The organism is Isoptericola hypogeus (genome assembly GCF_039531145.1).
GTDB classification, from domain to species: domain Bacteria; phylum Actinomycetota; class Actinomycetes; order Actinomycetales; family Cellulomonadaceae; genus Isoptericola; species Isoptericola hypogeus.
Genome location: NZ_BAAAPM010000004.1, coordinates 154005 through 180742, shown reverse-complemented (window position 1 = coordinate 180742; position 26738 = coordinate 154005). Strand labels below are relative to the sequence as shown.

General features: G+C 73.9%; 28 protein-coding genes. 11 read left to right on the top strand and 17 right to left on the bottom strand.

What is annotated here, in order from left to right; translation table 11 throughout:
- Window positions 1-65: 65 nt before the first annotated feature.
- From ABD254_RS12190 to ABD254_RS12155, 8 genes are all read right to left on the bottom strand, one after another.
- A complete protein-coding gene (locus tag ABD254_RS12190; protein WP_344248686.1) occupies window positions 66-509 on the bottom strand; it encodes a DUF4233 domain-containing protein in 444 nt (147 codons plus the stop codon).
- Window positions 506-2185, bottom strand: coding sequence for an MDR family MFS transporter (locus ABD254_RS12185; RefSeq protein ID WP_344248685.1), 1680 nt, complete (start codon window positions 2183-2185; stop codon window positions 506-508). Before ABD254_RS12185 ends, ABD254_RS12190 begins: the two co-directional genes overlap by 4 nt.
- Window positions 2186-2276: 91 nt before the next feature.
- Window positions 2277-2891 (bottom strand): TetR/AcrR family transcriptional regulator, encoded by a 615-nt coding sequence (locus ABD254_RS12180; RefSeq protein WP_344248684.1) that lies wholly within the window; start codon window positions 2889-2891, stop codon window positions 2277-2279.
- 161 nt (window positions 2892-3052) lie between these two features.
- Window positions 3053-3814 (bottom strand): dihydroxyacetone kinase phosphoryl donor subunit DhaM, encoded by a 762-nt coding sequence (gene dhaM / locus ABD254_RS12175; protein WP_344248683.1) that lies wholly within the window; start codon window positions 3812-3814, stop codon window positions 3053-3055.
- Entirely contained in the window at window positions 3811-4464 is a 654-nt protein-coding gene (dhaL, locus tag ABD254_RS12170) for a dihydroxyacetone kinase subunit DhaL (RefSeq protein WP_344248682.1), read from the bottom strand. Before dhaL ends, dhaM begins: the two co-directional genes overlap by 4 nt.
- A gap of 55 nt (window positions 4465-4519) precedes the next feature.
- Window positions 4520-5515: a dihydroxyacetone kinase subunit DhaK gene (gene dhaK, locus ABD254_RS12165; protein ID WP_344248681.1), complete on the bottom strand. Its 996-nt coding sequence runs from the start codon at window positions 5513-5515 to the stop codon at window positions 4520-4522.
- A 125-nt stretch (window positions 5516-5640) separates the two neighbouring features.
- Entirely contained in the window at window positions 5641-7077 is a 1437-nt protein-coding gene (locus ABD254_RS12160; RefSeq protein ID WP_425553757.1) for a bifunctional folylpolyglutamate synthase/dihydrofolate synthase, read from the bottom strand.
- Window positions 7078-7102: 25 nt separating this feature from the next.
- Complete coding sequence (locus ABD254_RS12155) at window positions 7103-7579, bottom strand: nitroreductase/quinone reductase family protein (RefSeq protein WP_344248680.1); 477 nt, start codon at window positions 7577-7579, stop codon at window positions 7103-7105.
- A gap of 100 nt (window positions 7580-7679) precedes the next feature.
- Here ABD254_RS12155 and ABD254_RS12150 point away from each other — a divergent pair, with 100 nt between their 5' ends.
- Window positions 7680-8384 (top strand): TetR/AcrR family transcriptional regulator, encoded by a 705-nt coding sequence (locus tag ABD254_RS12150; RefSeq protein WP_344248679.1) that lies wholly within the window; start codon window positions 7680-7682, stop codon window positions 8382-8384.
- 88 nt (window positions 8385-8472) lie between these two features.
- Here the strand turns inward: ABD254_RS12150 and ileS are convergent, their stop codons facing one another.
- Entirely contained in the window at window positions 8473-11829 is a 3357-nt protein-coding gene (gene ileS / locus ABD254_RS12145; protein WP_344248678.1) for an isoleucine--tRNA ligase, read from the bottom strand.
- Window positions 11830-12537: 708 nt separating this feature from the next.
- On the opposite strand from ileS, the gene ABD254_RS12140 reads away from it, so the two are divergent.
- The 3 genes from ABD254_RS12140 (at window position 12538) to ABD254_RS12130 (ending at window position 15005) form a co-directional block, all read left to right on the top strand.
- Window positions 12538-13290 carry a DUF222 domain-containing protein gene (locus tag ABD254_RS12140; RefSeq protein ID WP_344248677.1) on the top strand — a complete coding sequence of 251 codons (753 nt, stop codon included), beginning with the start codon at window positions 12538-12540 and terminating at the stop codon, window positions 13288-13290.
- Window positions 13188-14150 (top strand): HNH endonuclease signature motif containing protein, encoded by a 963-nt coding sequence (locus ABD254_RS12135; RefSeq protein WP_344248776.1) that lies wholly within the window; start codon window positions 13188-13190, stop codon window positions 14148-14150. Before ABD254_RS12140 ends, ABD254_RS12135 begins: the two co-directional genes overlap by 103 nt.
- 213 nt (window positions 14151-14363) lie before the next feature.
- Window positions 14364-15005 (top strand): LysE family translocator, encoded by a 642-nt coding sequence (locus tag ABD254_RS12130; protein WP_344248676.1) that lies wholly within the window; start codon window positions 14364-14366, stop codon window positions 15003-15005.
- Between the two features lie 36 nt (window positions 15006-15041).
- On the opposite strand, the gene ABD254_RS12125 is transcribed toward ABD254_RS12130, so the two are convergent.
- The 3 genes from ABD254_RS12125 to ABD254_RS12115 form a co-directional block, all read right to left on the bottom strand.
- On the bottom strand, window positions 15042-16628 hold the full coding sequence (locus tag ABD254_RS12125; protein ID WP_344248675.1) for a molybdopterin-dependent oxidoreductase: 1587 nt from the start codon (window positions 16626-16628) through the stop codon (window positions 15042-15044).
- Window positions 16629-16717: 89 nt separating this feature from the next.
- Window positions 16718-17254, bottom strand: coding sequence for a hypothetical protein (locus tag ABD254_RS12120; protein WP_344248674.1), 537 nt, complete (start codon window positions 17252-17254; stop codon window positions 16718-16720).
- 33 nt (window positions 17255-17287) lie between these two features.
- Window positions 17288-17986 (bottom strand): winged helix-turn-helix transcriptional regulator, encoded by a 699-nt coding sequence (locus tag ABD254_RS12115; protein ID WP_344248673.1) that lies wholly within the window; start codon window positions 17984-17986, stop codon window positions 17288-17290.
- A gap of 140 nt (window positions 17987-18126) precedes the next feature.
- Between ABD254_RS12115 and ABD254_RS12110 the strand changes: the two genes are divergently transcribed.
- The 4 genes from ABD254_RS12110 (at window position 18127) to ABD254_RS12095 (ending at window position 22070) form a co-directional block, all read left to right on the top strand.
- Window positions 18127-18990 (top strand): class I SAM-dependent methyltransferase, encoded by an 864-nt coding sequence (locus ABD254_RS12110; RefSeq protein ID WP_344248672.1) that lies wholly within the window; start codon window positions 18127-18129, stop codon window positions 18988-18990.
- A 136-nt stretch (window positions 18991-19126) separates the two neighbouring features.
- Window positions 19127-20140: a putative F420-0 ABC transporter substrate-binding protein gene (locus tag ABD254_RS12105; protein WP_344248671.1), complete on the top strand. Its 1014-nt coding sequence runs from the start codon at window positions 19127-19129 to the stop codon at window positions 20138-20140.
- Entirely contained in the window at window positions 20137-21210 is a 1074-nt protein-coding gene (locus tag ABD254_RS12100) for a putative F420-0 ABC transporter permease subunit (protein WP_425553756.1), read from the top strand. The genes ABD254_RS12105 and ABD254_RS12100 overlap by 4 nt, the downstream gene beginning before the upstream one ends.
- A complete protein-coding gene (locus ABD254_RS12095; RefSeq protein WP_344248670.1) occupies window positions 21207-22070 on the top strand; it encodes a putative F420-0 ABC transporter ATP-binding protein in 864 nt (287 codons plus the stop codon). Before ABD254_RS12100 ends, ABD254_RS12095 begins: the two co-directional genes overlap by 4 nt.
- Window positions 22071-22076: 6 nt before the next feature.
- On the opposite strand, the gene ABD254_RS12090 is transcribed toward ABD254_RS12095, so the two are convergent.
- From ABD254_RS12090 to ABD254_RS12080, 3 genes are read right to left on the bottom strand one after another with little or no spacing between them, the layout of a single operon-like run.
- Entirely contained in the window at window positions 22077-22505 is a 429-nt protein-coding gene (locus tag ABD254_RS12090) for a TIGR03667 family PPOX class F420-dependent oxidoreductase (RefSeq protein ID WP_344248669.1), read from the bottom strand.
- On the bottom strand, window positions 22502-22939 hold the full coding sequence (locus tag ABD254_RS12085; RefSeq protein ID WP_344248668.1) for a CoA-binding protein: 438 nt from the start codon (window positions 22937-22939) through the stop codon (window positions 22502-22504). The genes ABD254_RS12090 and ABD254_RS12085 overlap by 4 nt, the downstream gene beginning before the upstream one ends.
- Window positions 22940-22992: 53 nt before the next feature.
- The gene (locus tag ABD254_RS12080; RefSeq protein WP_344248667.1) at window positions 22993-23454 is read right to left on the bottom strand and encodes an anthrone oxygenase family protein; all 462 of its coding nucleotides are present in this window, start codon (window positions 23452-23454) and stop codon (window positions 22993-22995) included.
- Between the two features lie 65 nt (window positions 23455-23519).
- Here ABD254_RS12080 and ABD254_RS12075 point away from each other — a divergent pair, with 65 nt between their 5' ends.
- Complete coding sequence (locus ABD254_RS12075; RefSeq protein WP_344248666.1) at window positions 23520-23981, top strand: PNPOx family protein; 462 nt, start codon at window positions 23520-23522, stop codon at window positions 23979-23981.
- Here ABD254_RS12075 and ABD254_RS12070 read toward each other — a convergent pair.
- A complete protein-coding gene (locus tag ABD254_RS12070; protein WP_344248665.1) occupies window positions 23923-24660 on the bottom strand; it encodes a TetR/AcrR family transcriptional regulator in 738 nt (245 codons plus the stop codon). The two genes, ABD254_RS12075 and ABD254_RS12070, sit on opposite strands and share 59 nt — an antisense overlap.
- A 64-nt stretch (window positions 24661-24724) precedes the next feature.
- Here ABD254_RS12070 and ABD254_RS12065 point away from each other — a divergent pair, with 64 nt between their 5' ends.
- Window positions 24725-25636 (top strand): alpha/beta fold hydrolase, encoded by a 912-nt coding sequence (locus tag ABD254_RS12065; protein WP_344248664.1) that lies wholly within the window; start codon window positions 24725-24727, stop codon window positions 25634-25636.
- 37 nt (window positions 25637-25673) lie between these two features.
- On the opposite strand, the gene ABD254_RS12060 is transcribed toward ABD254_RS12065, so the two are convergent.
- Entirely contained in the window at window positions 25674-26051 is a 378-nt protein-coding gene (locus ABD254_RS12060; RefSeq protein WP_344248663.1) for a DoxX family protein, read from the bottom strand.
- Window positions 26052-26114: 63 nt separating this feature from the next.
- On the opposite strand from ABD254_RS12060, the gene ABD254_RS12055 reads away from it, so the two are divergent.
- Window positions 26115-26717, top strand: coding sequence for an HhH-GPD-type base excision DNA repair protein (locus ABD254_RS12055; protein WP_344248662.1), 603 nt, complete (start codon window positions 26115-26117; stop codon window positions 26715-26717).
- The last annotated feature ends 21 nt before the right edge of the window (window positions 26718-26738 follow it).

Sequence of the window (26738 nt, the reverse complement as noted above, 5' to 3'; positions counted from 1 at the left end):
TCTGGAAGGTCAGGTCGGCGGTGGGCGACCTTCGAGGTCACGCGCCGGTTTCGACGGTGCTCCGGTCAGACGTTCGGCGCGGTCTCGGGGTGCTCGGCGTCGTACGCCGCGCGCTCCCGGTCGATCCGGCCGCCGAGGCTCAGCGACACCACCCACATGACGACGAAGACCGCACCGACGACGAACATCATCGGCAGCAGCAGGCCCATCGCGAGGACGGGCACCTGCACGGCCGTCGCGGCGACGTACCCGACGGCCGTGCCCATCATGCGCGACAGGACCCACAGCACCACGAACAGCACCCCGACGACCGACCACATCGCCGCGGTCGACTCGATCACGAACGGCCCCCGCTCGTAGCCGGGGTCGTTGCGCAGGCCGTACAGGGCGAACCCCGCGAACAGCACCACGAACGCCTCCAGTTGCAGCATCATCGCGGTGAACTGCACCTTGGCCGGCTTGCGGGGCTTGATCGTGTCCCCCGGGCGGGGGCGGTCGTCCTTGCTCACGACCCCACGATATCCGCGCGTTCGCGTGCCGAGGGGTCGTCGTCGTCCGCCCGGGCGGCGTCGGTCCCCTCGGTGAGGAGCACCTCGTCGCCGGGGTGGGCCTTGGCGGGGTCGGTGACCGCCTCGCCGCGCGCCACCATGCCGGCGACGTCGGAGAGCTTGATCACCGGCAGGAAGAACGCGAGGACGAGCCCGACCAGGACGAGCGGCAGCAGGTACCAGAACGACGGCGCGAGGGCGTCGGCGTAGGCGTCGATGACGCCCGACTTCAGCGGCTCGGGCAGGTCCTGGACCGCACCCGGGGTGAGGCTCGACTCCGCCCCGCCGGCCCCGGCGGGCACGCCCGTGAACACCTGCGTGAGGTTCTCCGTGAGGCGCGTCGTGAAGATCGTCGTGAACAGCGCGGTGCCCACGGCCGCGCCGATCTCGCGGAAGAAGTTGTTCGCGCTGGTCGCGGTGCCGAGCTCGTGCGGGTCGACGGCGTTCTGGACGGCGAGCACGACGGTCTGCATCACCAGGCCCATTCCGGCGCCGAGCGTGAAGATCATGGCCCCGAAGGTCCACATCGACATGTCGCCCGAGAGGGTCGTCATCCAGGCCATGGTCAGCGCGACGACGGCCAGCCCCACGACCGGGTACACCTTGTACCGGCCGGTCTTCGAGATCGCGACACCCGAGACGATGGAGGTCAGCATCATGCCGGCCATCATCGGGAGCATCAGCCAGCCGGACTCGGTCACGCCGGCGCCGGTCGACATCTGCAGGAACGTCGGGATCATCGCCATCGCCGAGAACATGCCCATACCGAGCACCAGGCCGATGAGCGTCGTGATGGTGAAGGTGCGGTTCTTGAACAGCCGCAGCGGGATCAGCGGCTCCTTGGCGAGCAGCTCGGCCACGATGAACGCGGCGACCGCGGCGAGCGTGATGACGGCCAGGCCGGACAGGCGCCAGTCGGACCAGTCGTAGCCCTGGGAGGACAGCGACTCCCAGCTCGTGACGAGCACGATGCCGGTGGTGGCGACGGCCATCGAGACGATGCCGGCCCAGTCGACCGGACGGTCCGAGCGGTGCGACGGGAGCTTCAGCGCGAACCACGCGATGGCGAACGCCGCGATGCCGACGGGGATGTTGAGCCAGAACGCCCAGCGCCAGCCCGGGCCCTCGGTGAGCCAGCCGCCCAGGAGCGGGCCGAGGACGGCGGAGATACCGAAGAGCGCGCCGAGCGGGCCCATGTACTTGCCGCGCTCGGAGGCGGGCACGATGTCGGCGATGATCGACTGCGACAGGATCATCAGCCCGCCGCCGCCGAGGCCCTGCACCGCGCGCCACAGCACGAGGGACAGCATCGAGTCGGCGAAGCCGGCGCCCACGGACGCGACGGTGAACAGGCCGATGGCGACGAGGAACGGCCAGCGACGCCCGTACAGGTCGCCGAACTTGCCGTACAGGGGCATGCCGATGGCGACGGCAAGGATGTAGGCCGTGATGACCCACCCCTGGTGCTCGACGCCGTGCAGGTCGCCGACGATCGTGGGCATCGCGGTGCCGACGATCGTCTGGTCGAGGGAGGACAGGAACATCGACGCCATCAGGGCGCCGAAGATCAGCCAGATGGTGCGCTGCGTCAGGACGACGAGCGGCTTGTCCGGCCCGGCGGGGGCGGCGTGACTCATGGGGACACCTCGGATCGGTGCGCGCGGGGCGCGGGGTCTGAACGGGGGGCTGGGAGGGACGGCGCGTCACGGTGCCGGGGCACCGGGCGGGTCACGCCGTGAGGATGGCGGCGAGCTGGCGGGTGACGTGCGGCACGTGGTCGACGACGTCGCCCGTGTGCCCGGTGCGGCCCCAGTCGTCCATCGCGGCCCGCGCGAGGACGAAGACGACCATGGCGCACACCTCGGCGTCGGCGGGCAGCGGCGCCGAGGTGTGGCGCCGGTCGAAGAGCGCCACGACCTGGGACTTGTGTCGCTCGAACCAGGCGAAGTGCCGGCCGAGCAGCCGCGGCTCGAGCTGCAGGATCTCCAGGACCTGCTCGGCCTGGTGATGCCCGGTGCCGGCGAACGCCCCGAGCATCGAGCGCACGAGGACCTCGACGTCGGCGGACAGGCGCCCCGTGGGGCCGCCGGCCGCGAACGCCTCACGCACCTCGGCGTCGAGCTCGAACGAGCCCTGGCCGAGCACCGCATCGTCCTTCGTCTCGAAATAGTTGAAGAACGTGCGCGGCGAGATCTGCGCGGCCTCCGCGATCTCCTCGACCGTGACCGCGTCGAGGCCGCGCGCCAGCACGAGACGCTGCGCGGCGTCGACGATGGCGTCGGCCCGCGCGCGCTTCTTGCGCTCACGGAGCCCGACGTCGCCGGGGGCAGGGGGTGCGGTCACCGGACAATGATGCACCCTCTGCAATATTGCACCAACTGCAATCCGGCGTGAGAGCGGTCACACGGGCCGCTATGCCCTCGTGCTGCCGGTCGGCCTGTGCCTGCACTCCGCTGCGGGCGAGTGCCTCGTTCCTCGGCCCTCACCCTCCGCTGCGTTCCGGCTCAGGCCTCGCCGAACCCGCCCTCGATGAGCCCGACCAGGCTGGCGACGGCCGTCTCGGCGCGCGCGCCCTGCGCCGCGACCTCCAGCCTCGTGCCCGCCTCGGTGCCCAGGGCCATGAGCTGCAGCACGCTCGTCGCGTCCACCCCCTGGATCCGCACGGGGATCCCGAACGACGCCGCGGTGCGCGCCACCAGCGCCGCCGGCCGCGCGTGCAGCCCCAGCGGGTTGCGCACGACCGCGTGCGCCGTCGCGACGCCCTCGCCGTGCAACGGCGCCCCGACGACGCCGACGACCTCGCCCGCGACGCTCGTGCCTGCGGGACCGTCGTCCGGCGTCGGCCCCGTCTCGACGAGCTCCACCACCGGCCGCGGCCCGATCGACCGGACGGCACCCTCGGCGGCCTCGAGGACCGCCGCCAGCCCGCCGCCCTGCTGGGCCGTGACCGCGGCCGCCACGGCCCCCTCGACGAAGGGTGCCGACGCGAGCCGGACCCGGTCGGCCAGCTCCTCCACCATCTCGAGCGCCGACTCGACGGTCAGCACCGCCGAGCCGAGGTCGGCCAGCACGACGACCCCCGGGGCACCGTCGGCCAGGATCCGAGCGAGCATCGACTCCACCTTCTCCAGCGACGTGCCGAGCCCGCCGTCGACGTCGCCGGCCGCGCACTCCACGACGACGTCGGGCGCCATCTCGCGCGCCAGCTCGGCCGCCCCCTGCGCGAGCCGGACGGAGTGCGAGACGAGCAGCAGGGCGACGCTCACTCCCCGTCCGCCCCCGCGAGCGCCGCGTCGAGCGCGGCCGCGAGGATGAGCGCCGTCGAGCGCGCGCCGGGGTCCTCGTGGCCCGCGCTGCGCTCCCCCAGGTAGGACGCGCGGCCCTTGGTCGCGACCATCGGCACGGTCGCCAGGGCTCCCGCGTCCGCCGCCTCGGCGGCCGCCCGCAGCGCCTCGACCGGCCCCTGCCCGGCCTCGACCGCCGCGTTCGCGGCCTCCACGGCCGGCGTGAGCGCGTCGACCATCGTCTTCTCGCCCGGGGTGGCCTTGCCGCGCGACGTCACGCCCTCCAGCGCCGCCTCCAGCAGCACCACGACTCCCGACGTGTCGACCTCGGGCCGGGCCGAGCGCTTGGCCGCCCGCAGGAACGCCGTGCCGTACAGCGGGCCGGAGGCGCCGCCGACCTTGGACATGAGGGTGGTGGCCACGAGCTTGAGCACGTCCCCGACCTCGGTGCGCTCGGGGGCGTCCGGCTCGTCGAGCTTCGCGATCACCGCCTGGAAGCCGCGGTGGAGGTTCTCCCCGTGGTCGCCGTCCCCGATCTGCCGGTCGAGCTCCGTGAGCTCGTCCTTCGCGCCGGCCACGGCCTCGGCCGTGCGTCGCACCCAGCGCTCCGCCCACACCACGTCGAGCCCCATGACCGCCTGCCTCCCTCTCCGAGTCACCGTCGTCGTACGCCGGGTCGGACGCCCGTCACCAGTGCAGCGCCGCGGTCCGCACGGGCGCGTCCCACAGCTCCTGCAGCTCGTCGTCCAGCCGCAGCACGGTCACCGACGCGCCCTGCATCTCCAGGGACGTCACGTAGTTGCCGACGAGCGAGCGGGAGACGGTGACCCCGCGCTCGGTCAGCAGCCTGCGCGCCCGACCATAGACGACGTAGAGCTCGGACAGCGGCGTGCCGCCCATCCCGTTGACGAGCAGCAGCACGCGCTCGCCGTCGGCGAGGCCCAGGTCGTCGGCGACCGGGTCGAGCAGGCTGCGGGCGATCTCGGCCGCGGGCGCCATGGCCACCCGGTGCCGGCCCGGCTCGCCGTGGATGCCGATGCCGATCTCGACCTCGTCCTCGCCGAGGTCGAAGCTGGGCCGGCCCACGTGCGGCACGGTGCAGGCGGTCAGCGCCACGCCCATCGACCGGACGTTCGCCACGACGCGCTCCGCCACCGCCGCGACCCCCGCGAGGTCGTCGCCGCGCACCGCGGCGGCACCGGCGATCTTCTCCACGAGGACCGTGCCCGCGACGCCCCGGCGCCCGGCCGTGTACAGGGAGTCCTCGACCGCGACGTCGTCGTTGACGAGGACGCTCGCGACCTCGACCCCCTCGGCCTCGGCCAGCTCGACGGCGGTCTCGAAGTTGAGCACGTCGCCCGTGTAGTTCTTGACGATCGTCAGGACGCCGGCGCCGGCGTCCGCCGCCTGGATCGCCGGCAGGATCTGGTCCGGGGTCGGCGAGGTGAACACGGCGCCCGGCACGGCGGCGTCGAGCATGCCGTCGCCCACGAACCCGGCGTGCAGCGGCTCGTGCCCCGAACCTCCGCCGCTGACCAGCCCGACCTTGCCCGCCACGGGACCCCCCGCGCGGGTGACGTGGACGGGGTCGGCGTGCACCTCGACCACGTCGGCATGCGCGAGCCCGAACCCCGTCAACGAGTCGACGACCGCGTCCGCCGGGTCGTCGAGCAGCTTCTTCATGAGATGCCTCCTCCTCGTCCGCGGCGCGGCAGGCCCGTCCGTGACCTCGTCGTCACGGACGGGAGCCGTGACCAGGCACCATCCAACACCGCGGCGCGGGCGCACGCACGAGCCGGGCGGGGTGTTCACCCCCGCCCGAGGAGCAGCCGCGCGTCGGCCACCGTGATCACCGAGCCGGTGACGACGACGCCGCGCCCGGTGCCCACGCCCACCCGGTCGTCGCGCTCCGCGAGGTCGGTGGCGACCTGGAGCGCCTCGTCGAGACGCTCCGACGTGTGGACGCGGTCGGCGCCGAAGATCTCCCGCGCCACGGTGGCCAGGTCCTCCGGGTCGGCGGAGCGGTCGGACGAGTTCCGGGTCAGGACCACGTGCGCGAACGCGGGCTCCAGCGTGGCGAGCAGCCCCTCGACGTCCTTGTCCGCCATCACGCCGACGACGCCCACGACCGCGCGCAGGTCGAAGGCCTCCTCGAGCGCGTCGACGAGAGCCTGCGCACCGTGCGGGTTGTGCGCCGCGTCGACGAGCACCGTCGGGCTGGAGCGCACCAGCTCGAGGCGGCCGGGGACGGCGACGTCCGCGAACGCCGCCTCCACCAGCCCCCCGTCCAGCGCCCGGCCGCCCAGGAACTGTTCGACGGCGGACAGGGCCAGCAGCGCGTTGTGCGCCTGGTGCTCGCCGTGCAGGGGCACGAAGACCTCGGTGTAGAGACCCGCGGTCGTGCGCAGGTCGACGAGCTGCCCGCCGACCGCCACCCGGCGGCCCGCGACCTCGAGCTCGACGCCCTCGCGCAGCAGGTGCGCGGACGTCTCGGTCGCGCGCTCCCGGAGGATCTCGTCCACCACCACCTGCTGCGCGGCGCTGACGACCGTCGCGCCCTGCTTGACGATCCCGACCTTCTCGCCGGCGATCTCGGCGAGGGTCGAGCCGAGCCACCGCTCGTGGTCGATCCCCACCGGCGTGAGGACGGCGACCTCGCCGTCCACGACGTTCGTCGAGTCCCAGCGCCCGCCCATGCCGACCTCGATCACGGCGACGTCGACGGGCGCGTCCGCGAAGGCGGCGACCGCCATCACGGTGAGCACCTCGAAGAAGCTCAGCCGCGGCCCGCCGGCCTCCTGCGACTCCCGGTCGGCCACGCCGACGTACGGGGCGACGTCCTGGAACACCTCCACGAAGCGGGCGGCGTCGAGCGCCTCGCCGTCGATCTGGATGCGCTCGGTGACGCTCGTCAGGTGGGGGGAGGTGAACAGGCCGGTGCGCAGGCCGTGCTCGCGCACGAGCCGCTCGGCCATGCGGGCCGTCGACGACTTGCCGTTCGTCCCCGTCAGGTGGATCGTGCGGAACGCGCGCTGCGGGTCGCCCAGCAGCTCGAGGACGCGTTGCACCCGGTCGAGCGTCGGATCGATGTCGTGCTCCGGCGCCCGCGACATGATCTCCGCGTACACCTCGCGCAACGACTCGGCGGCGACGGCGTCGTCCGCGGCCTGCCGGGCGCTCCTGCGCTCGTCGGCCCGGGTCTTGCGCGCGTCGGACGAGGGCTTCTTCTGGGGGTCGGGGCTCACGCTCCGAGGATAGGCGGTGCGTGAGTCAGCGCGTCTCGAGCACGACGACCGGGGTCTCGCGCGCGCGGTGCGCGGCGAACCGGTCGATCTCGCCCCAGCCCCGGTGCCGCCCGACGAGCGTCCAGAGCCGCTCGCGCTCCTCGCCCGCGGCGTCGTGCGCGCGGACGCTGCGCGGGCCGTCGACCGTGTCGATCTCGGCCTCCGGCGCGGCCCGCAGGTTGAGCCACCACGCGGGCGGCGGGTCGCCCCAGCCGTTCATGGCGAGCGTGACATACCGCGGGCCGTCCTCGACGTACGCGACGATCACGGCCCGCTCCTGCCCGGACCTGCGCCCCACGGTGCGCACCCGAAGCAGGCCGGCCTTCCCCCGTCCGGGCCTCTTCAGCGGGTACCGCCCGCCCGTGAGGCGGTAGGCCCCGCGCTGGAACGCCCACGCGGAGCGGACGAACCAGCGCGGCGGCACCCACGGCGGGCGGTCCTCGACGGGTCGGGTGGTGTCCATGGCGGCCTCCAGGTGCATCGACGGGGAACTGCGGATGTCTACGCCGTAGACCTACACTGTAGACCTACGGTGTAGACACCGCCAGGGTTAAGGTTCGCGGATGGCCAGAACGAACAGGAGCACTGCCCCGACGGCCCCGACGCGGCCCGCACGCCTCACCAGGGAGCGCGTCGTCGCCGCCGCGGTCGACCTCGCCGACGCGGAGGGCCTGGACGCCGTGAGCATGCGCCGGCTCGGCCAGGAGCTGGGCGTCGACCCGATGTCGATCTACCGGCACGTCGACGGCAAGGACGCGCTGCTCGATGCCATGACCGACGCGGTGGTCGCGCAGATCGAGCCGGTGACCGACGCCGGCGGGTGGCAGGCGTCCGCGCGGGCGACGATGCTCGCCGCCCGCGCGACGATGCTGCGGCACCCGTGGACCGCGGCGGTGCGCAAGGCGCGCACGGAGCCCACCCCCGCGGAGCTGCGGCACCTGGACACGCTGCTCGGCATCCTGCGCGACGGCGGGCTCGGCGTCGACCTCACCCACCACGCGATCCACGCGCTCGGCAGCCGGGTGCTGGGCTTCAGCCAGGACCTCTACGACGACGGCGGGGACGCGACGCCCGAGGAGGCGGCGGCGACCGCGGCGGTCCTGGCGCGCACGCACCCGCGACTGGCGGAGCTCGCCGTCGCCGTGACGCACGACGGCGCGCTCGGGGGGTGCGACGACGACGCGGAGTTCGTCTTCGCGCTCGACCTCGTGCTCGACGGGCTCGAACGCCGGCGCGCGGCCGAGGGACGGAACGCCACCCCCTCCTGACGCCGAACAGGCGGTTGCCACGCAATGACGCCCCGGGCGGGCTCATTGCGGTGCCAACCGCCTGTTCGGCGACGGGTGGTTCGGCGGGTCAGCCGGCCTTGGCCACCTGGACCGCGCGCTCGGCGCCGTCGACGCCGGTCACGGCGAGCGAGACGGCGAGCGTCTCGCTCGCGATGAGCTCACGGTGCGCCTCGACGGCGGCCACGTGCTCGGCCGGGACGTCGAGCACCAGGTCGATCCGGTCGCTCACCTCCAGGCCAGCGGCCTTGCGGGCATCCTGCACGTCGCGGATGACGTCGCGGGCGTAGCCCTCGGCGCGCAGCGCGTCGTCGAGCGCCAGGTCCAGGACGACGAACCCGCCGCCGGGCAGCACGCTCGCCGCGACGTTCTCGCCCGCCTCGTCGCCGACGACGGTCGTCAGCTCGTACTCGGCCGCCAGCATCTCGACCGGGCCGTCGTCGGTGGTCACGACCACGACACCGCTCTCGTCCCGCGACCACGCGCCCGCCTTGGCGGCCTTGATGACCGCCTGGACCCCGCGCCCGAGCCGCGGCCCGGCCGCGCGCGCGTTGACCGCGAGCTGCTCGGTGATGCCGAACCGCGCGGACGCGTCGGCGTCCGCCTCGACCAGGTCCACCGCCTTGACGTTGAGCTCGCTCGTCAGCAGGCCGACGTAGTCCTCGAGCGCCTCCGGGTCTGGGACGGCGACGGTGAGCCGCGCGAGCGGCTGGCGCACGCGCAGCTGGTTCGCCTTGCGCAGCGCGAGCGCGCTGGACACGACCGCCCGCACCTCGTCCATGGCCGCGACCAGCTCGTCGTCGCGCACCAGCGCGGCGTCGGTGGTTGAGCTCGTCGAAACCCCGGTGGTCTCGGCAAGCTCGACCGACGGGGGCACGGGCCAGTCCGCCAGGTGCACGGACCGCCCGCCGGTGAGGCCGCGCCAGACCTCCTCCGCCAGCAGCGGCGCGAGCGGCGCCATGACGCGGGTGAGCGCCTCGAGCGCCGTGTACAGGGTGTCGAAGGCGTCGGCGTCCTCGCCCCAGAACCGGTCGCGCTGGGTGCGCACGTACCAGTTGGTGAGCACGTCGAGGTGCTCACGCACGGACTCGCACGCGCCGGCGATGTCGTACGCGTCGAGCTGGGCGGTGACCGTCGCGACGAGGTCGTGCGTGCGGGCCAGCAGGTAGCGGTCGAGCGCCGGCAGCCCGGCGACCCGCTCGGCCGTCACCGGCTTCGCCGTGTACCCGCGTCCGTCGTCGGCGCTGTTCGCGTACAGGGTGAAGAAGTAGTAGGTGCTCCACAGCGGCAGCAGCACCTGGCGCACGGCGTCGCGGATGCCCTCCTCCGTGACGACGAGGTTTCCGCCGCGCAGGATCGGGCTGGCCATGAGGAACCAGCGCATCGCGTCCGAGCCGTCGCGGTCGAACACCTCCCGCACGTCCGGGTAGTTGCGCAGCGACTTGCTCATCTTGCGGCCGTCGGAGCCCAGCACGATGCCGTGCGAGACGGCGCTGCGGAACGCCGGCCGGTCGAACAACGCGGTGGCGAGCACGTGCAGCGTGTAGAACCAGCCGCGCGTCTGGCCGATGTACTCGACGATGAAGTCGCCCGGGTAGTGGTTCTCGAACCACTCCGTGTTCTCGAACGGGTAGTGCACCTGGGCGTACGGCATCGAGCCGGAGTCGACCCACACGTCCATGACGTCCTCCACGCGGCGCATCGTGGACCTGCCGGTGGGGTCGTCGGGGTTGGGGCGCACCAGGTCGTCGACGAACGGGCGGTGCAGGTCGGGCTCGCCGTCGGCGTTCCGGGGCAGGCGGCCGAAGTCGCGCTCGATCTCCTCGAGCGAGCCGTAGACGTCGATGCGCGGGAAGGCCGGGTCGTCGGACTTCCACACCGGCACCGGCGAGCCCCAGAACCGGTTGCGGGTGATCGACCAGTCGCGGGCGTTCGCGAGCCACTTGCCGAACTGGCCGTCCTTGATGTGCTCCGGCGTCCAGGAGATCTCCTGGTTGAGCTCGAGCATGCGCTCCTTGATCTTCGTGACCTCGACGAACCACGAGGACACGCCCATGTACATCAGGGGCTGCCGGCAGCGCCAGCAGTGCGGGTAGGAGTGCGCGTACGACTCGCGGCGCAGCAGCACGGTGCCCGCGGTCGTGGAGCCGGCGTCGGCCTCCCCGCGGGTGCGCGCCTTGAGGTGGTCGATGATCGGCAGGTTCGCGTCGAAGACCTGCAGGCCCGCGTACTCGTCGACGGGGTGCGTGAACTTCCCGTCCGCACCCACCGGCATCACCGACGCGACGCCCTCGCGGTCGCAGACGATCTTGTCGTCCTCGCCGAACGCGCCGGCGGAGTGCACCAGGCCGGTGCCGTCCGTCGTCGTGACGAAGTCGGCCTCGACCACGCGGTGCGCGCGCTCGCGCCCGGAGTAGTACGAGAACGGCGGGGTGTAGGAGGTCTGGAGCAGGTCGCGGCCGGTGAGGCGCCCGACGACGCGGGGCGCGTCCTCGCCGTCGTCGGTCAGCTCGCGGGCGTACGCGTCGACGCGCGCCTCGGCGAGCACGTAGCGCTGCGGGGTGCCGGTGAACGACGACTCGACGACGACGTAGTCGATGTCCTCGCCGACCATGACCAGCAGGTTGGACGGCAGCGTCCACGGCGTCGTCGTCCAGACGAGCAGCTTGTCCCCGGGGCGCACGACGTCGCCGTCCATGCTGGTCGAGCCTGTCGAGACCACGTCGAAGCCGACGGTGACGGCCGGGTCCTGACGGGTCTGGTAGACGTCGTCGTCCATGCGCAGCTCATGGTTGGACAGCGGCGTCTGGTCGTTCCAGCAGTACGGCAGCACGCGGAAGTCCTCGTACACGAGGCCGTTGTCGTAGAGCTTCTTGAAGCCCCAGAGCACCGACTCCATGTAGGTGACGTTGAGCGTCTTGTAGTCGTGGTCGAAGTCGACCCAGCGTGCCTGCCGGGTGACGTAGTCGCGCCACTCGGAGGTGTACTTGAGCACGGACGCGCGGCAGGCGGCGTTGAACTTCTCGATGCCGAGCTCGAGGATCTCGTCCTTGGTCTTGATGCCGAGCTGGCTCATGGCCTCGAGCTCGGCGGGCAGGCCGTGCGTGTCCCAGCCGAAGCGGCGCTCGACGTGCTTGCCGCGCATGGTCTGGTAGCGCGGGACGACGTCCTTGGCGTACCCGGTGAGCAGGTGGCCGTAGTGGGGCAGGCCGTTGGCGAACGGCGGGCCGTCGTAGAAGACGAACTCGTTGCTGCCGTCGGCGCCCGCCGGGTTCTTGGCGACGGAGGCGCGGAACGTGTCGTCCGCCGCCCAGAACTCCAGCACCTCGCGCTCGATGGCGGGCAGGTCCGGCGACGCGGGGACGCCGGTGATGCCGAACGCCGCGCCGGTGCGCTGGTCGGACGAGCGGTGCAGGGGGTAGGCCATGGGTGGGCTCCTGTGCGGACGAGCTGGCGGTCGGTGGTACGTCGGACTGCTGTGCGAGGACGACGCCCCCGCCCCGAAGGACGCAGGTGCCGCGGTACCACCCCGCTTGCGGACCTCGGGCCGATCATGAGGTCCACCGCTCGTTCACGGCTGTGACGGGCCTACCCGTCCGGTTCTACTGGGAGCGGTGGCCGCTCCGTTCTTCCGGAGGCTCGCCGGTGATGGCCGGGTCGACGCCTGTGATCCCATGGTAGCCGGGAGTGCAACTCCGCCCGAGCGGCATCACGGCCTCCGGCGTGCGCAGCCGGGTAGAGCTCGTGCGCAGCCGGGTAGAGCTGCCGCGGCCACGCCGGACGGACGGCTGGGCGGTTCGACAGGCGTTGGCACATTCGGCGGTATTGCATGACAAATCATTAGCACACACGTTCGAATCCTGGTAGGCTGTGGGCATGTCGACGACGTATCCCGAGGGCCCCGGCGAACCCTCCGGGCGTGCCGGGATGCCCGGCCCGGCGGCGCCGACGCGAGACACTCGCTCCTGGGACGACGAGCTCGCGCGGCTGCTCGCGCTGGAGACGGGGACGCCGGCCTTCACGGTGGCCGCGGAGCGGTACGCGGGGCAGACCGTCGCACTGGGTCTGGATGACGAACAAGACGACCAGGGTGACCCGTCCTGGTTCGCCCCGGCCCCGAAGCCCTGCAGGGCGGGTGACCCCCTCCCCCGCTCTGCATGGCGAGCTGGCCGCGCTGCTGCCCCGCGAGCACCAGCCGGCGTCCGCCGCGGACATTGACGGGACGTTGTCGATGCTCACGCGGGTCCAGGCCGACCTCGGGCGGCTCGAGGCCGTCAAGGCGACGCTCGTCGAGCGGCTACGACGGCAGACCATTGCCGGCGAGGACGCGCTGATCGATGTCTCCGACCCGCACGCGCGGGCCGCTGACAGGGGCCGTCGTCGGGAGCTCGCGCGTCGCGCCGTGGTCGCGGACCTGGCCACGACCCTGCGGGTCGGGGAGACCGCCGCAGGCACCCTGGTCGACCACGCGCACGCCCTGATCACCCTCGCGCCCCGGATGTTCGCCTCGCTGTGGCACGGCCGCACCTCGTGGCGGCACGCCGGGATCCTCGCCCGGCACATCGAGGAGCTGACCCCGGGCCAGGCGCGCGCGATCGAGTCCATGGTCCTGAGCGACGCGGCCACCATGACCCCCACCCAGTTCACCGACGCCGTGCAGGACGCCCGCGACCTCGTGCACCCCGTCCCGCTGGACGTGCGGCACGCCGACGCGTGCACCAAGCGCGGTGCATGGCTCGACCCCGCCTCGGACGGCATGGCCTGCTCACGGCGCTCCTGCCCGTCGTGGTCGCCCACGCCATCGACGACCGCCTGGCCGCGACCGCCGCACGCCTGCGAGCCGACGGCGACGGTCGTCAGACCTCCGAGCTGCGTGCCGACGTCCTGACCGACCTGCTCCTGGACGACGGCACCCTCGACCTGTCCACCGCGACCTTCGCCACCGCGCCCGCGCCGGCCGTGGCCGGCTCCGCCGCCGGCCGTCGGCCGCACCGTGAGCACGGCGGAACCGTGTCGAGGAGCACGCAAGACCCGCCCAGCACGCCCGCCGCGTCCGTTCCCGCCGATCCCCTCGACGACGAGGTACGCCCGCGCGTCGGGAGCCTCGCGCCCCTGGCCAGGTCGATCCGCCCCCGGGTCACCGTCACCGTGCCCGTCCTGACGCTCCTCGGTGTCTCGCAGACCCCCGCCACGCTCGACGGGCACATCCCGATCGACGCCGACGCCGCCCGCGCGCTGTGTGCGCACGCCCCGTCGTTCCGGCGCATCCTCACCCACCCCGAGACCGGCACGCCGCTGTCCGTGGGCCGCAGCACCTACGCCGTGCCCGCGGACCTCAGGGCCCTCCTCGCCGAACGCGACCGCACCTGCCGCTTCCCCGGCTGCACCCGCGCCGCCTACCGCACCGACCTCGACCACACCACCGCGTGGGCCGACGGCGGCACGACCGCGGCCGACAACCTGGCCCATCTCTGTCGTCGACACCACACGGCCAAGCATCAGACGACCTGGCAGGTGCGCCAGGTTCGCACCCCGGACGCTCCGTTCGGCGGCGAGCTCGAGTGGACCTCGCCGACCGGCAGGGTCCACCGCACGTCTCCCACCCGCCCGGTCACCTCCACGCACCGCACCCTCCCGCGCCCGTTCCTGCCATCCGACGAAGGCGTCGGCGACGACGCGGAGGGCGCCGCCGGCACCTCGCTTCCGGCAGACCCCCTGGGCGACGACCCAGGACCGCCGCCCTTCTGACGACACGGCCGACTGACGACATGACCGCGTCCTCCAGACCCACGCTGGTGCCCACCACCAGTACGCTCCGGCGCATGCCCTTCCAGGTCCGCCCGGCGACGCCGGACGGCGCGAGCGTCGTCGACGACCGGTTCGGCGGGCTCGCGGAGGTCCGTCTGGTGCGCTGACCGGAAGCGGGGTCCCGGAGAGCCGGGGCCTCGCTATCGTCGTCACGTGACCGTGACCTCTGCCGTCCTGGCCTTCGCGCTCGTCGCCGGGCTGCTGACGATCGTCCCCGGCCTGGACACCGCGCTGGTGCTGCGCAGCACGGTGGCGCGCTCCCGCGCGCACGGCTTCGCCGCGCTGGCGGGGATCCAGCTGGGCACTCTCGTCTGGGGCGCAGCCGCGGCCGGGGGCGCCGCCGCGCTCCTCGCCGCGAGCCAGACGGCCTACCGCGTCCTGACCGTGGCCGGCGCCGCGTACATGGTGTGGCTCGGCGCCTCCATGATCTGGTCGTCGTTCCGGCGCCCCCGCGCGGACGCTGCCGAGACCGGTGTCCTGCCACCGGCCGGCAGCCGCTGGAAGGACTTCGGGACGGGTCTTGGCACCAACCTCATGAATCCCAAGGTCGGGGTGTTCTACGTCGCCGCCATCCCGCAGTTCGTGCCCGACGGCGTGAACCCGCTCGCGATGGGCGTGCTGCTCGCGCTCATGCACTGCGTGCTCGGGACGGCCTGGCTGTCGGCGGTGGTGCTCGGCGCCGGCTACCTCGGGCCGCGCCTGCGCCGGTCGGACGCCGTGCGCTGGCTCGACCGGGTCACGGGCGGGGTCCTGGTCGCGTTCGGCGCGCGCCTCGCCGCGTCCGCCCGCGGCTGACCGTCGTCGTCGCCCTCCTGATCAGTCGGGCACGGGTCACATGATCGTGAGCGGGATGGTGTGCCAGCCGGTGGCGCCGTCGGGCGCGGGCGGTGCCTGGGCGTCGGTCTGCACGACGCCGCCGGCGTCCGTCGCCCGGACCGCCACGAGATGGTCTCCCGGCGCGGCGTCCCAGTCGTAGCGCCACTGCCGCCAGGTGTCCGGCCCGACCGTGTCGGCCACCTCGGCCGCGACCCAGTCGCCGTCGTCCACCCGTACCTCGACGCGCCCGATGCCGGTGTGCTGCGCCCACGCCACGCCCGCGACGGTCACCGTGCCGGCGGCCAGGTTGTCGCCCGGTCGCGGGACGTCGATGCGCGACGACAGCTTGATCGGCCCCAGAGCCGACCAGCCGCGGGGCGTCCAGTACGCCTCGTCGTCGGCGAACCGCGTGACCTTGAGCTCTGTGACCCACTTGGTCGCCGACACGTACCCGTACAGCCCCGGCACCACGAGCCGCGCCGGGAAGCCGTGCTCGGGCGGCAACGGCTCGCCGTTCATGCCGACCGCGAGCAGGCAGTCGCGGTCGTCCTCCAGCAGCACCTCGAGCGGCGTGCCGGCGGTGAACCCGTCGACGGAGCGCGACAGCACCATGTCGGCGCCGGCCTGGGGCCGGGCGCGGGACAACAGCTCGCGGACCGGGTACCCCAGCCACAGCGCGTTGCCGATGAGGTCCCCGCCGACCTGGTTGGAGACGCAGGCGAGCGTCACGTGGTGCTCCGTCAGCGGCAGGGCGAGCAGGTCGTCCCACGTGATCGTGAACGGCTCGTCGACGAGCCCCGTCACGGTGAGCGACCAGTCCTCGGGGTTCACCTGCGGCACCCGCAGGGCGGTGTCGATGCGATAGAAGGTCTCGTTGGGCGTGAGGTACGTGGCGAGGCCGTCGACGTCGAGCTCGGCCCCCGCCGGCACGGGCGGGGCGGTGGTCGCGGGCGCGGGCAACCGGATCGCCTCCCGGACCGCCTGCACCGCGCGGCCGCCGGCCGACACCGCCCGGGACGCCCCCAGCGCGACCAGACCTGCCGCCGCGGAGAGCCCCGTCCAGACGAGGAACTCCCTGCGGGCCACACCCTGCGCACCCGGAACCGCCCCGACCGCGCTGCCGGTCGCGCCCGGCACGCGGGCGACCAGGGCCCGGAGCAACGGCACCGCGGCGCCGACGCCGACCAGGCTCGGCACGGCCCAGACCACCGTCGCGCCCGGGCGGAGCGCGGCGACGACCCCAGCGACGACGCCGACCGCGCCGAGCAGGACGACGCCCGCGGGCGGGCGGCGCTGCTCGAGCACCCCCGCCAGCGCGGCCCCGGCCGCGAGGACCACGCCGATCGAGACCAGCAGGACCACCTTGTCCGCGGTGCCGAACCACGCGATCGCGAGGTCCTTCAGACCGGGCGGGACGGCGTCGACCACCGCGGCCCCCGCCGCGAGCACGGGGCTCGACGCCGGGTCGACGAACGCCGCCAGCAGCTCGGCCAGCGCCAGCCCCGCGCCCGCCGCGACGACGCCCGCGAGCGCCGCCCACCACCCGCCACGCCGCCGGCCGGTGCCCGGCCCGGCCGCGATCCGCTCCGTCGTCGTGCTCATGGTCCTCAGCGTCCCACCGACCCGGTGCCGCGGGCGCCGCCCAGGTCCGCCCCGCGGCGTCCCGTCACACCTCCGTAAGAAGCCGAAACTCAGACGAGGCCCGGGTCTGGCCAGCCCGCCACGTGGCCGAGCCAGGCGATCGCGAGCCACGAACCCTGGACGACGAACTCTGCTCCTGGCCCCGAGACCGTGGCGTCGCAGCGCGTGTCGAGGCTGAGCCGACTGCGCTCCCCGGGAGCGACTGCGAGCGACACGAGGACCAGCGTGGCGAGGTCGAGATCGACGTCGGCGCGCACCCCGGGCATCGCCAGCCACGTTCTTACCCGCGTCACGCGAAGCACCGGCCGGTCCGCCCACGTCGCGGGCATCCAGGGTGCGGTACCGGCGACGACAAGACACTGGAGGTCGGGCAACAGCGCCGACGGGTCTGCTGGCACTCGGGGGCGGCGGCTGCTGAACCCGGAAGCGTCGGAGGCGGGAACACCCGAGGTGGCGATCGAGAGTGCGAAGTCGACGGCCACCATCGCGCCGAGCAGGGCTGTCTCGGCACCCCACCGGGCGTTCCTTCGGCGCCCCGACGGACGCCGCCACGCGATCACGTCCTCCACCAGCGGCCGTCGTGCCATGGCGCGGACAATAGTGCTCGCGCCGCCTCGACGTCACAACCCGACCAGAACCTCACCATCGCCGGGTCGCCGCACACCGGCGAACACGGACTGGCCCAGCCACCGCGGCACCTGGCGCCGCGCGTCGACGGCGCCGTCGAGCCGCACCTCCCCGGTGCGCAGCGCGCGCGGCCAGGAGACGTCGCCGCGCCACAGGCGGGTGAGCGTGCGCAGGGGCGTAGTCACGACCACGCGGACGTCGAAGCCGGGGTCGTAGTCACAGACCTCCACCTGGCCGTCCCGCACGACGATCCACCACCGCGCGACGCGGGGTGCGACGTCGGTCAGCGTGAACGCCACGACGGTGCGCTCGCGCGGCCAGGCCTCCACCCGGATGGTGCGGCGCATGTCCCACAGCAGCAGGTGCGGGTCGAGGTCGGCCTCGCCCAGCCCGCCGACCCACCGCGTGCCCCAGGCCCCGAGCGCCTCGACGACGGGGCGCAGCTCCTCGCCGGCGGGCGTCAGGAGGTAGCGGGTGTGGCCCTCGTCCCCGGCGCGCCGCACGATGCCGGCGCGCTCGAGGGTGTGCAGCCGCTTGGACAGCAGCGTCGGCGACATCTTCGGGTTCCCGCGGCGCAGCTCGTTGAACCGGGTGCTGCCCGCGAGCAGCTCGCGCACGACGAGCAGCGTCCAGCGCTCGTCGAGCACCTCCATCGCCTTGGCGACGGGGCAGAACTGGCCGTAGCCCGCCATCCCCCCAGTGAACGCCCGGGCGCCCGCGGTGACCAGTACAGATCCAGGACTTCATCCGGTCCAGATCCGGCACTGGAGGTGACGGCCCGGCCCAACGGATCGTGGAGTCCGCTGGGGGTACCACGACGAAGGAGCCTGACATGAGTCTCACCGACGCCGGCACGATGCCGGCCGATCCGCCCGCCGGTCCGCCCGCCGACCTGCTGGAAGGCGTCCGCGCCAAGCACCGTGCCCTCTGGGCGTCGGGCGACTACCCGGCGGTCGCGGACCAGGTCATCCCGTCGCTCGGCGCCGTCCTGGTCTCCGCGTGCGACGTCGGACCGGGCGACCGGGTGCTCGACGTCGCCGCCGGTACCGGGAACGCGGCGATCCCGGCCGCGCTCGCCGGGGCGGACGTGGTCGCGTCCGACCTGGCCCCCGAGCTCCTCGAGGTCGGGCGGAGGCGCGCCGAGGAGCGCGGCGCCGTCCTGCGCTGGGAGGTCGCCGACGCGCACGCGCTGCCGTTCGACGACGCCGCGTTCGACGTCGTGCTGTCGTGCGTGGGCGTGATGTTCGCGCCGTTCCACCAGCTCGCGGCCGGCGAGCTGCTCCGCGTCGTCCGGCCCGGCGGCACGATCGGGAACGTCGCGTGGACGCCGGACGGCTTCATCGGGCAGATGTTCGCGACCATGAAGCCGTTCGCTCCCCCGCCGCCGCCCGGTGCGCAGCCGCCGCCGCGCTGGGGCGACGAGGCGCACGTGCGCGCGCTCTTCGGCGACCGGGTCACCGGCGTCCGGGCCGAGAAGCGTGGGCTCGTCGTGGACCGGTTCTCGTCGGGCGCGCAGTTCCGGGACTTCTTCAAGGCGACCTACGGACCGACGATCGCGACGTACCGGCACCTCGGCGACGACGCCGCCCGGGTGGCCGAGCTCGACGCCGCTCTCGCAGCGCTGGGCGACACGCACCTGCGCGACGACGGCACCATGACCTGGGAGTACCTGCTGGTGCGCGCGACCCGGGCGTGAGCCGTACTAGGCTCGACGGCGGATCACGGGCCCGCTCTGGCCCGTCGGCGCGGCCCGGGCATTGGGCTGCGGTTCCACCGGCGCGAGATGGCGCGCCGTCGGACTCAGACCGCCCACGACCACGGGAGATCCCTGCGTGCCTCGCCGCACCCGCCTCGCGCTGCCCCTCGCCCTGACTGCCCTCGCGCTGCCGCTCGCCGGCTGCACCGGGTCCGACGCCGACGCCGCCCCGACGGGGGGCACATCCGCCGGCACCGCGGCGGTCTCCCTCGACAACTGCGGCGTCGACGTCACCTTCGACGCGCCGCCGCAGCGCGTCGTCACGATCAAGTCGTCCACGACGGAGATGCTGCTCGCCCTCGGGCTGGGCGACCGCATCGTCGGCTCAGCGTTCCTCGACGGGCCCGTGCCCGACTCGCTCGCGGACGCGGCGGCCCGGGTCCCTGCGGTCGCCGAGCCGATGGCGGACCAGGTGCCGGGCAGCGAGGCGACGCTCTCCCTCGAGCCCGACCTCGTCTACGCCGGCTGGGAGTCGAACCTCACCGCCGAGGGGGCGGGCGACCGCGACACCCTGGCGCAGCTCGGCGTCGCGACGTACGTCTCGCCGTCCGCCTGCAAGGAGCCGGGCTACCAGCCTGACCCGCTGACGTTCGACGACGTCTTCGCGGAGATCGGCGAGGTCGGCGAGATCTTCGGCGCCGCCGACGCCGCCGACGCGCTGGTCGCCGACCAGCGGTCGACGCTCGAGGCCGTGACCCCCGACGAACGCGGGCTCAGCGCGCTCTGGTACTCCTCCGGCGACGACATCCCCTACGTGGGCGCCGGCATCGGCGCGCCGCAGATGATCATGGACGCCGTCGGGCTCGAGAACGTCGCGGGCGACGTCGACGACACGTGGACGTCGTTCGCGTGGGAGGAGGCGATCGCCGCCGACCCCGACGTCATCGTCCTCGTCGACGCGACGTGGAACACCGCGGAGGCCAAGATCGAGCGGCTGGAGTCGAACGCGGCGACGGCGCGGATGACCGCCGTCCGCGAGGGGCGCTACCTCACCGTCCCGTTCCCCGCCTCGGAGGCCGGCGTGCGCAACGTCGACGCCGTCGTCGACCTCGCGGGCCAGCTGGCAGACCTGGAGGGTCTGGGCCGGTGACCACGGCGGTCGAGCCTGTCGAGACCCTCACGTCGCCCGCCACGCCGGCCCGACGGCGCGGGGCCGCGTGGTGGCTGCCCGCGGCCGCCGTGGTGCTGGTGGCGACGGTGCTGGTCGCGGTGACGATCGGGCCGGCGGAGCTGTCGGTGGCCGACGTCGCGCGGTCGATCGCCGGGCACCTCGGCCTGGGCGGGCTGCTCGGCACCGAACCGCTCGGGCCCCTGCAGGACGGCATGGTCTGGCAGCTGCGGCTGCCGCGCGTGCTCACCGCGGTGGCCGTCGGCGCCGGTCTCGCGATCTGCGGCGTCGTCATGCAGTCCCTCACGCGCAACCCGCTCGCCGACCCGTACCTGCTGGGCCTCTCCTCCGGGGCGTCGCTGGGCGCGGTGCTGGTGCTGGTGGCGGGCTGGACGCTGCTGCTCCCGGTCGCCGCGTTCGGCGGGGCGGTCGCGGCGCTCGTCGCCGCGCTCGCGCTCGCCGGGGCGATCGGCACGATCACGCCGACCCGCACCGTGCTCGCGGGGCTGGCGGTGAGCCAGCTCGCGGCGGCCGCGACCAGCTTCGTCATCTTCTGGTCGGCGACCGGCGACTCGTACCGCGAGATCCTGTCCTGGCTGATGGGCTCCGTGGCCGGGGCGACGTGGACGTCGGTGGCGATCACCGGCGTCGCCGTCCTGGTGCTCGGCACGCTGCTCGCGTCGACCGGCTCGGTCCTGGACGCGTTCACCTTTGGCGACACCGCCGCCGCGACGCTCGGCGTGCCGGTGGCGCGGGTGCGCTGGCTGCTGCTGATCGGCGTCGCGCTGCTCACCGGTGCGCTGGTGTCGCAGTCGGGGTCGATCGGGTTCGTCGGGCTGATCCTGCCGCACGCCGTGCGGATGCTCACCGGCGCCCGGCACCGGCTGCTGCTGCCGCTGTCCGCGCTGTGCGGCGCGTCGTTCCTCGTGTGGGCCGACACCCTGGCGCGGACCGTCTTCGCGCCGCGCGAGGTGCCGGTCGGCATCGTCACCGCCGCCATCGGCGCGCCGGTGTTCGCCATGTTGTTGTGGCGAGGGCGGAGGATCGGGTGAGCACGACGACGGACGCGCACCGCGCGTCGACCGCCGCCGCCTCGGCCGTCGCCGAGGGCCTCGACGCCGCCCGCGTGTCGTGGGCCGTCGGGGGCCGGCTGGTCCTCGACGGTGTGGACTGCACGGCTCCCGCCGGCGCGGTGAGCGGGCTGCTCGGGCCGAACGGGTCCGGCAAGTCGACCCTGCTGCGTGTGCTGGCGGGCGTGCAGCCGCCGACCGACGGCGCCGCCTCGGGCGCCGACGACGGCGGGGCCGGCGTGACCTTCGCGGGCACCGACCTGCTCGCGCTGCCCCGACGGCGCCGGGCCCGCGTGCTGGCGTTGGTGGAGCAGGAGGCGTCGACGGACCTGCCGATCACGGTGCTCGACGCCGTGCTGCTGGGACGCATCCCGCACCGGTCGATGCTCGCCGGCGACACGGACGCCGACCGCGAGGTCGCGCACCGGGTGCTGGCGGCCGTGGGCCTGACGGAGTTCGCGGGCCGCGAGGTCACGACGCTCTCCGGCGGGGAGCGCCAGCGCGTGCACATGGCCCGCGCCCTCGCGCAGGAGCCCGCGCTCGTCCTGCTGGACGAGCCCACAAACCACCTGGACGTCGCCGCCCAGCTCGACGCGCTGCGCGTGCTGCGAACGCTGGCGGACGACGGCGTCACCGTGCTGGCCGCCCTGCACGACCTCAACCTCGCCGCCCAGCACTGCGACCACGTCGTCCTGCTCGCGGGCGGTCGGGTCGTCGCAGCCGGCGACGTGCGGGAGGTGCTCGTCCCCGACGTCCTCGACCCCGTCTACGGCGTCCGCACCGAGGTGCTCACGCACCCCCGCACCGGTCGCCCCGTCCTCACGTTCTCCCCTCGGGGCTGACCGCCGTCAGAACCCCCGCAGCCGCCTCGGGCGCACGCGCACCGTGACGGAGTAATCGGCGTGGAACTCGTCGGGCGTCATGCCGAGGCCCCGGATGCCGCGGGCGTACTTCGCGTCGTAGCCGGCACGCTCCGGGGCGGAGAGCCCGGTCTCGTCGACCAGCCCCTCCCCTGTGAGCACCACGACGTCCCCGCCCGAGGGGGTGCTGTTGAGGTGCACGGCGACGCCCGGGTTGGCCCGCAGGTTGCGCAGCTTCGCCGTCGCCGGCTGGGACTTGATCACCAGCTCGCCGTCGCCGTCCCACCAGAACCACACCGGGGTCGGCTGCGGGACGCCGCGCGGGTCGACGGTCACGAGCCAGACGACGTCCTCCTTCCCCAGACGGTCCGCGGCGCGCGCGCCGAACGTCGTCTCCGTGTCCACGATCGCGGTCATGCGTCCTGCTCCTCGTCGCCACGTCGCCGCAGCTCGATGGCCGGGCAGCGGTCCATCACCACGTCCAGCCCGGCCGCGCGTGCTCGTTCGGCGGCGGCCTCGTCGATCACGTCGAGCTGGAGCCACACCGCTTTCGCGCCGATGGCGATCGCCTGGTCGGCGACGTCGCCCGCCAGCTCGGAGCGCACGAACAGGTCGACGACGTCGACGGGGAACGGGATTTCCGCGAGGGTCGCGTAGCCGGGCTCGCCGAGCACGGTCGGCGCGCTGGGGTGCACGGGGACGATCCGCTTGCCGGCGCGCTGCAGCACCTGTGCCACGCCGTACGCGGCACGCTCGGTGTTGGTGGACAGCCCGACGACGGCCCACGTGGACGTGTCGTTGAGGACCCGGTCGATGGTGGCGGCGTCGCCGTAGATCGCGTCGGTGGTCATGCCCCGTGCAACCGCGGACCCCCGCAGGCTGTTCCGGCGCGGGTCCCGGATCCTCACGCGACCACCAGCCCCAGGACCGCGAGCAGGCACGCCGCCGCGCAGGCGACCGTGCGGACGTGGTTCCACCGGCTCCACGGACGGTCGAACGCCGCCCATCCGGCAGCATCACGGTGCGCCATCAACCCGTTGTTGAGCGGCACGTTGCCGGCCACCGTGACGACGAGCATCCCCGCGAGGGACACCGCGGCGGACGCCGCGAGGAACCACGCGCCGTCGTGCCCGCCGACGAGCCCGACGACCGCCGCCGCCGCGGGCACCACCACCGCCGCGCCGAACAGCGTCATGAACGGCGGGCGCACGGCGTCGGAGTTGATCGCGGCCATCGCGGCCGCGGCGTCCCCCGGGTCCAACCGGCGCAGCCCCGCCGTCACGAACGTCGAGAAGGCGTAGAACACCCCGCCCGCGAGGCCGGTGACCAGCGCGCTCAGGACGACCAGGACGGTGTAGGCGGCCATCGGGCCAGTCAACCAGGTCGCGGCCTCGCGGGGCGCGAGGCGGCCGGACGTCGCACGATGGACCCATGGCGACGTCCCCCGCGGTCACGAAGGCCGTCAAGCGCTTCAACCCGTACGCCCTGAAGCTGTCGTCGCGGGTCCCGCCCTGGGCGACGCTCCACCACGTCGGCCGCAAGAGCGGGCGCGAGTACCGCACGCCCGTGGTCGCGTTCGCCGCGCGCGCCCCCATCGACCCGGCCACCGTCACGAGGCCCGGCGCGCCCGTGGCGATCGCCGAGCACCGCGACGTGCTCGTGCTGCACCCGCTCCCCTGGGCGGCTGACGTCGACTGGTGCCGGAACGTCCGCGCGGCCGGCTCCTACACGCTCACCCGCAAGGGCGTCGACTACCGCGTGGACCAGCTCCGCGTGGTCGACGCCGACGAGGCGCGCGGGATGCTCGGCGGGTTCGTCGGCGCGAGCTCGCAGCTCATCGGGATCGAGGACTTTCTCGTCGGGAGGCTGCGCCGGGCTCCCGGCCCGGCGTGAGCAGTCCCGAAAGGATCCGCGGCAGGAGCCGGCCGAGCAGGTCCTCGCCGTCGCCGGCCGGGGCCGAGGACGCGACGACGCCCGCCAGGTGCGGGTGCTCCCCGTTCTCGACGACGGCGCGCAGGTACTCCGCCTGTGCGGCCTCCCGCTCCCCGTTCGATCCTCCGTTCGCGAGCTCCGTGCGGGACACCATCGCGACCAGGCCCGTGACCAGCGCGACCGCCTCGAGCTTGGCCCGGCCCGGCGCGTCGACCTGCTGCATCGCCGCGAGGGCGTGCTCCAGGTAGTCCACGCCTCGCGGCGTCATCGGAGACCGCGCCTGGAGCAGGTCGACCAGCCAGGGGTGCCGCCGGCAGACCGTGCCCAGCTCGCGGGCGAGCGCGAGGAGGTCGGCGTGCGCGTCGCCCGTGACCGGCGGGAACCGGAGCTCGGCGAGGGCCGTGTCGGCCATGAGCTGGAGCAGCTCGTCCCGGTCGTCGACGTAGCGGTACAGCGCCGTGGCCCCGGCGCCGATCGCGGCCGCCACCCTGCGCATCGTGACGTCGTCGAGCCCGCCGCCGTCGGCCAGGCCGACCGCGGCAGCCGCGATCCTGGCGCGGTCGTGCCCGGGCGCGGGCCCCCGGCCGGCCCGTTCGGGGCGCAGCCAGATGCTGCGAGGTCGCCCGCTGTCTGTGTACACCGTTCGCAGTCTAGTAGGCTGTCGCACAGCGAACACCGTTCACAGAAGATCTGAGGCGCTCCCGATGACCACGACGACCCACCACGCCACCCACGACGACGTCACGATCGCCTACGAGACGTTCGGCGACCTCGCGTCCGGCGAGCCGCTGCTGCTGATCATGGGGCTGGACTTCCAGATGGTCTGGTTCCCGGACGCCTTCTGCGAGCTGCTGGTCGACGCGGGGTTCGCCGTCGTCCGGTTCGACAACCGCGACACCGGGCTGTCCACTCACTTCGAGTCGCCCTCGACGCAGAGCCCGTGGCGGGCGCTGCTCGGCGGGACCACCCCGGTCTACACGGGCGCGGACATGCTCGACGACGTCGAGGCGGTGCTGGACGCCGTGGGCTGGACCTCGGCCCACCTCCTCGGGACCTCGATGGGCGCCGGCCTCGCGCAGGCGATGGCCCTGCTGCGCCCTTCCAGGGTCCGCTCCCTCACGAGCTGCACCGGCCTCCCGTGCACGGCGAGCGCGCTGCGCAAGCTGACCTACGTACGGTTCGGCATCTTCCGCGAGATGTCCCGTCTGGGCGAGCCGACCACGCGCGACGAGGCGATCGACGTCCTGGTGGCGATCTGGCGGGCGCTCTCGTCGCCGGCCCACCCGTTCCCCGAGGAGTGGGCACGCCAGGTCGCGGCCGTCAGTCACGACCGGGCTCCCCGCGACCCCCGCACCACCCAGCGACAGCTCGCGGCGTTCTCCGGCGTGCGGCTGCCCGCGTTGTCCACCGTGCGCGTCCCGACCCTGGTGATCTCCGGGGAGGACGACCCCATCGTCAAGGTCTCCGGCGGGCGCGACACCGCGCGACAGATCCCCGGCGCCGTGTTCCGCACCTACGCCGGCATGGGCCACACGGTGCCGGAGCCCCTCTGGCCCGACGTCGTCGCGGAGCTGCGCGACCTGGTGACCCGAGCTCCCGCGTCAGGACGCGCGTGACGAAGGCGGCCGCGTCGTCGACGACCGGCCCACGGGCTCATGCCCGGCGCGCCACCTGCCACGCCCAGGCCACGAGCGGTATCTGCACCGGGAGCCGGCCCCACGCGACGGCCGGCTTCCGCGCCCACGAACGGGCACCCGGGTGCGAGTCGAGCGCCATCTTCACGTTGCCGGGGAACACGGCGACGAACAGCGCCGCCGTCGCGACGCCGCCGACCCGCCGCGTGGCGGGCACCGCGACCGCCGCCGCGCACGCGAGCTCCGCGACCCCGCTGCCGAGGACCCAGGCACGCGGGGAGCCGAGGACGGCGGGGATCAACCCCTCGAAGACTCGTGGGCGGACGAGGTGCAGCACGCCGGTCGCCGTGAGCGTCGCGGCGAGACCGGCAGCGAGGAGGTGCGGGGTCCGGGCCATGTGCCGAACCTATCCGGCCACGTCGGTCCGGTGGGCCCGCCGGGCGTCGTGCAGGATGGGGCCATGGCTACCGACCTGTGGATCACCGGCGACCCCGAGACGGACAAGCTCCTCAGCGACGACGCGTTCGCCCTGCTCGTGGGAATGCTGCTCGACCAGCAGTACCCGATGGAGCACGCGTTCGCGGGGCCCCGCAAGATCCGCGACCGGCTCGGCAGCATCGACCCGGGCGCGGTCGCCGACGCCGACCCGGACGAGTTCGTGACGCTGGCGACCACTCCCCCGGCGATCCACCGGTACGGGCGGTCGATGGCGGGCCGGGTGCAGGCGCTGGCCCGGGCGATCGTCGACGACTACGACGGCGACGCCACCCACCTGTGGACCATGCCCGGCGCCGAGGGGCCAGCCACCGGCGCGGAGGTGCTGGAGCGGCTGCGCGCCCTGCCGGGCTTCGGCGCGCAGAAGGCGTCGATCTTCCTCGCCCTGCTCGGCAAGCAGCGCGGCGTGCAGCCGGCCGGGTGGCGCGAGGCCGCCGGGCACTACGGCGACGACGGCTCACGCCGGTCGATCGCCGACGTCACCAGCGCCGAGTCACTGGCCGAGGTGCGGGCGTTCAAGAAGGAGCAGAAGGCCGCCGCCAAGGAGGCGAAGGCGGCGAAGGGCTGAGTACCCCCCGCCGCCTCCGCG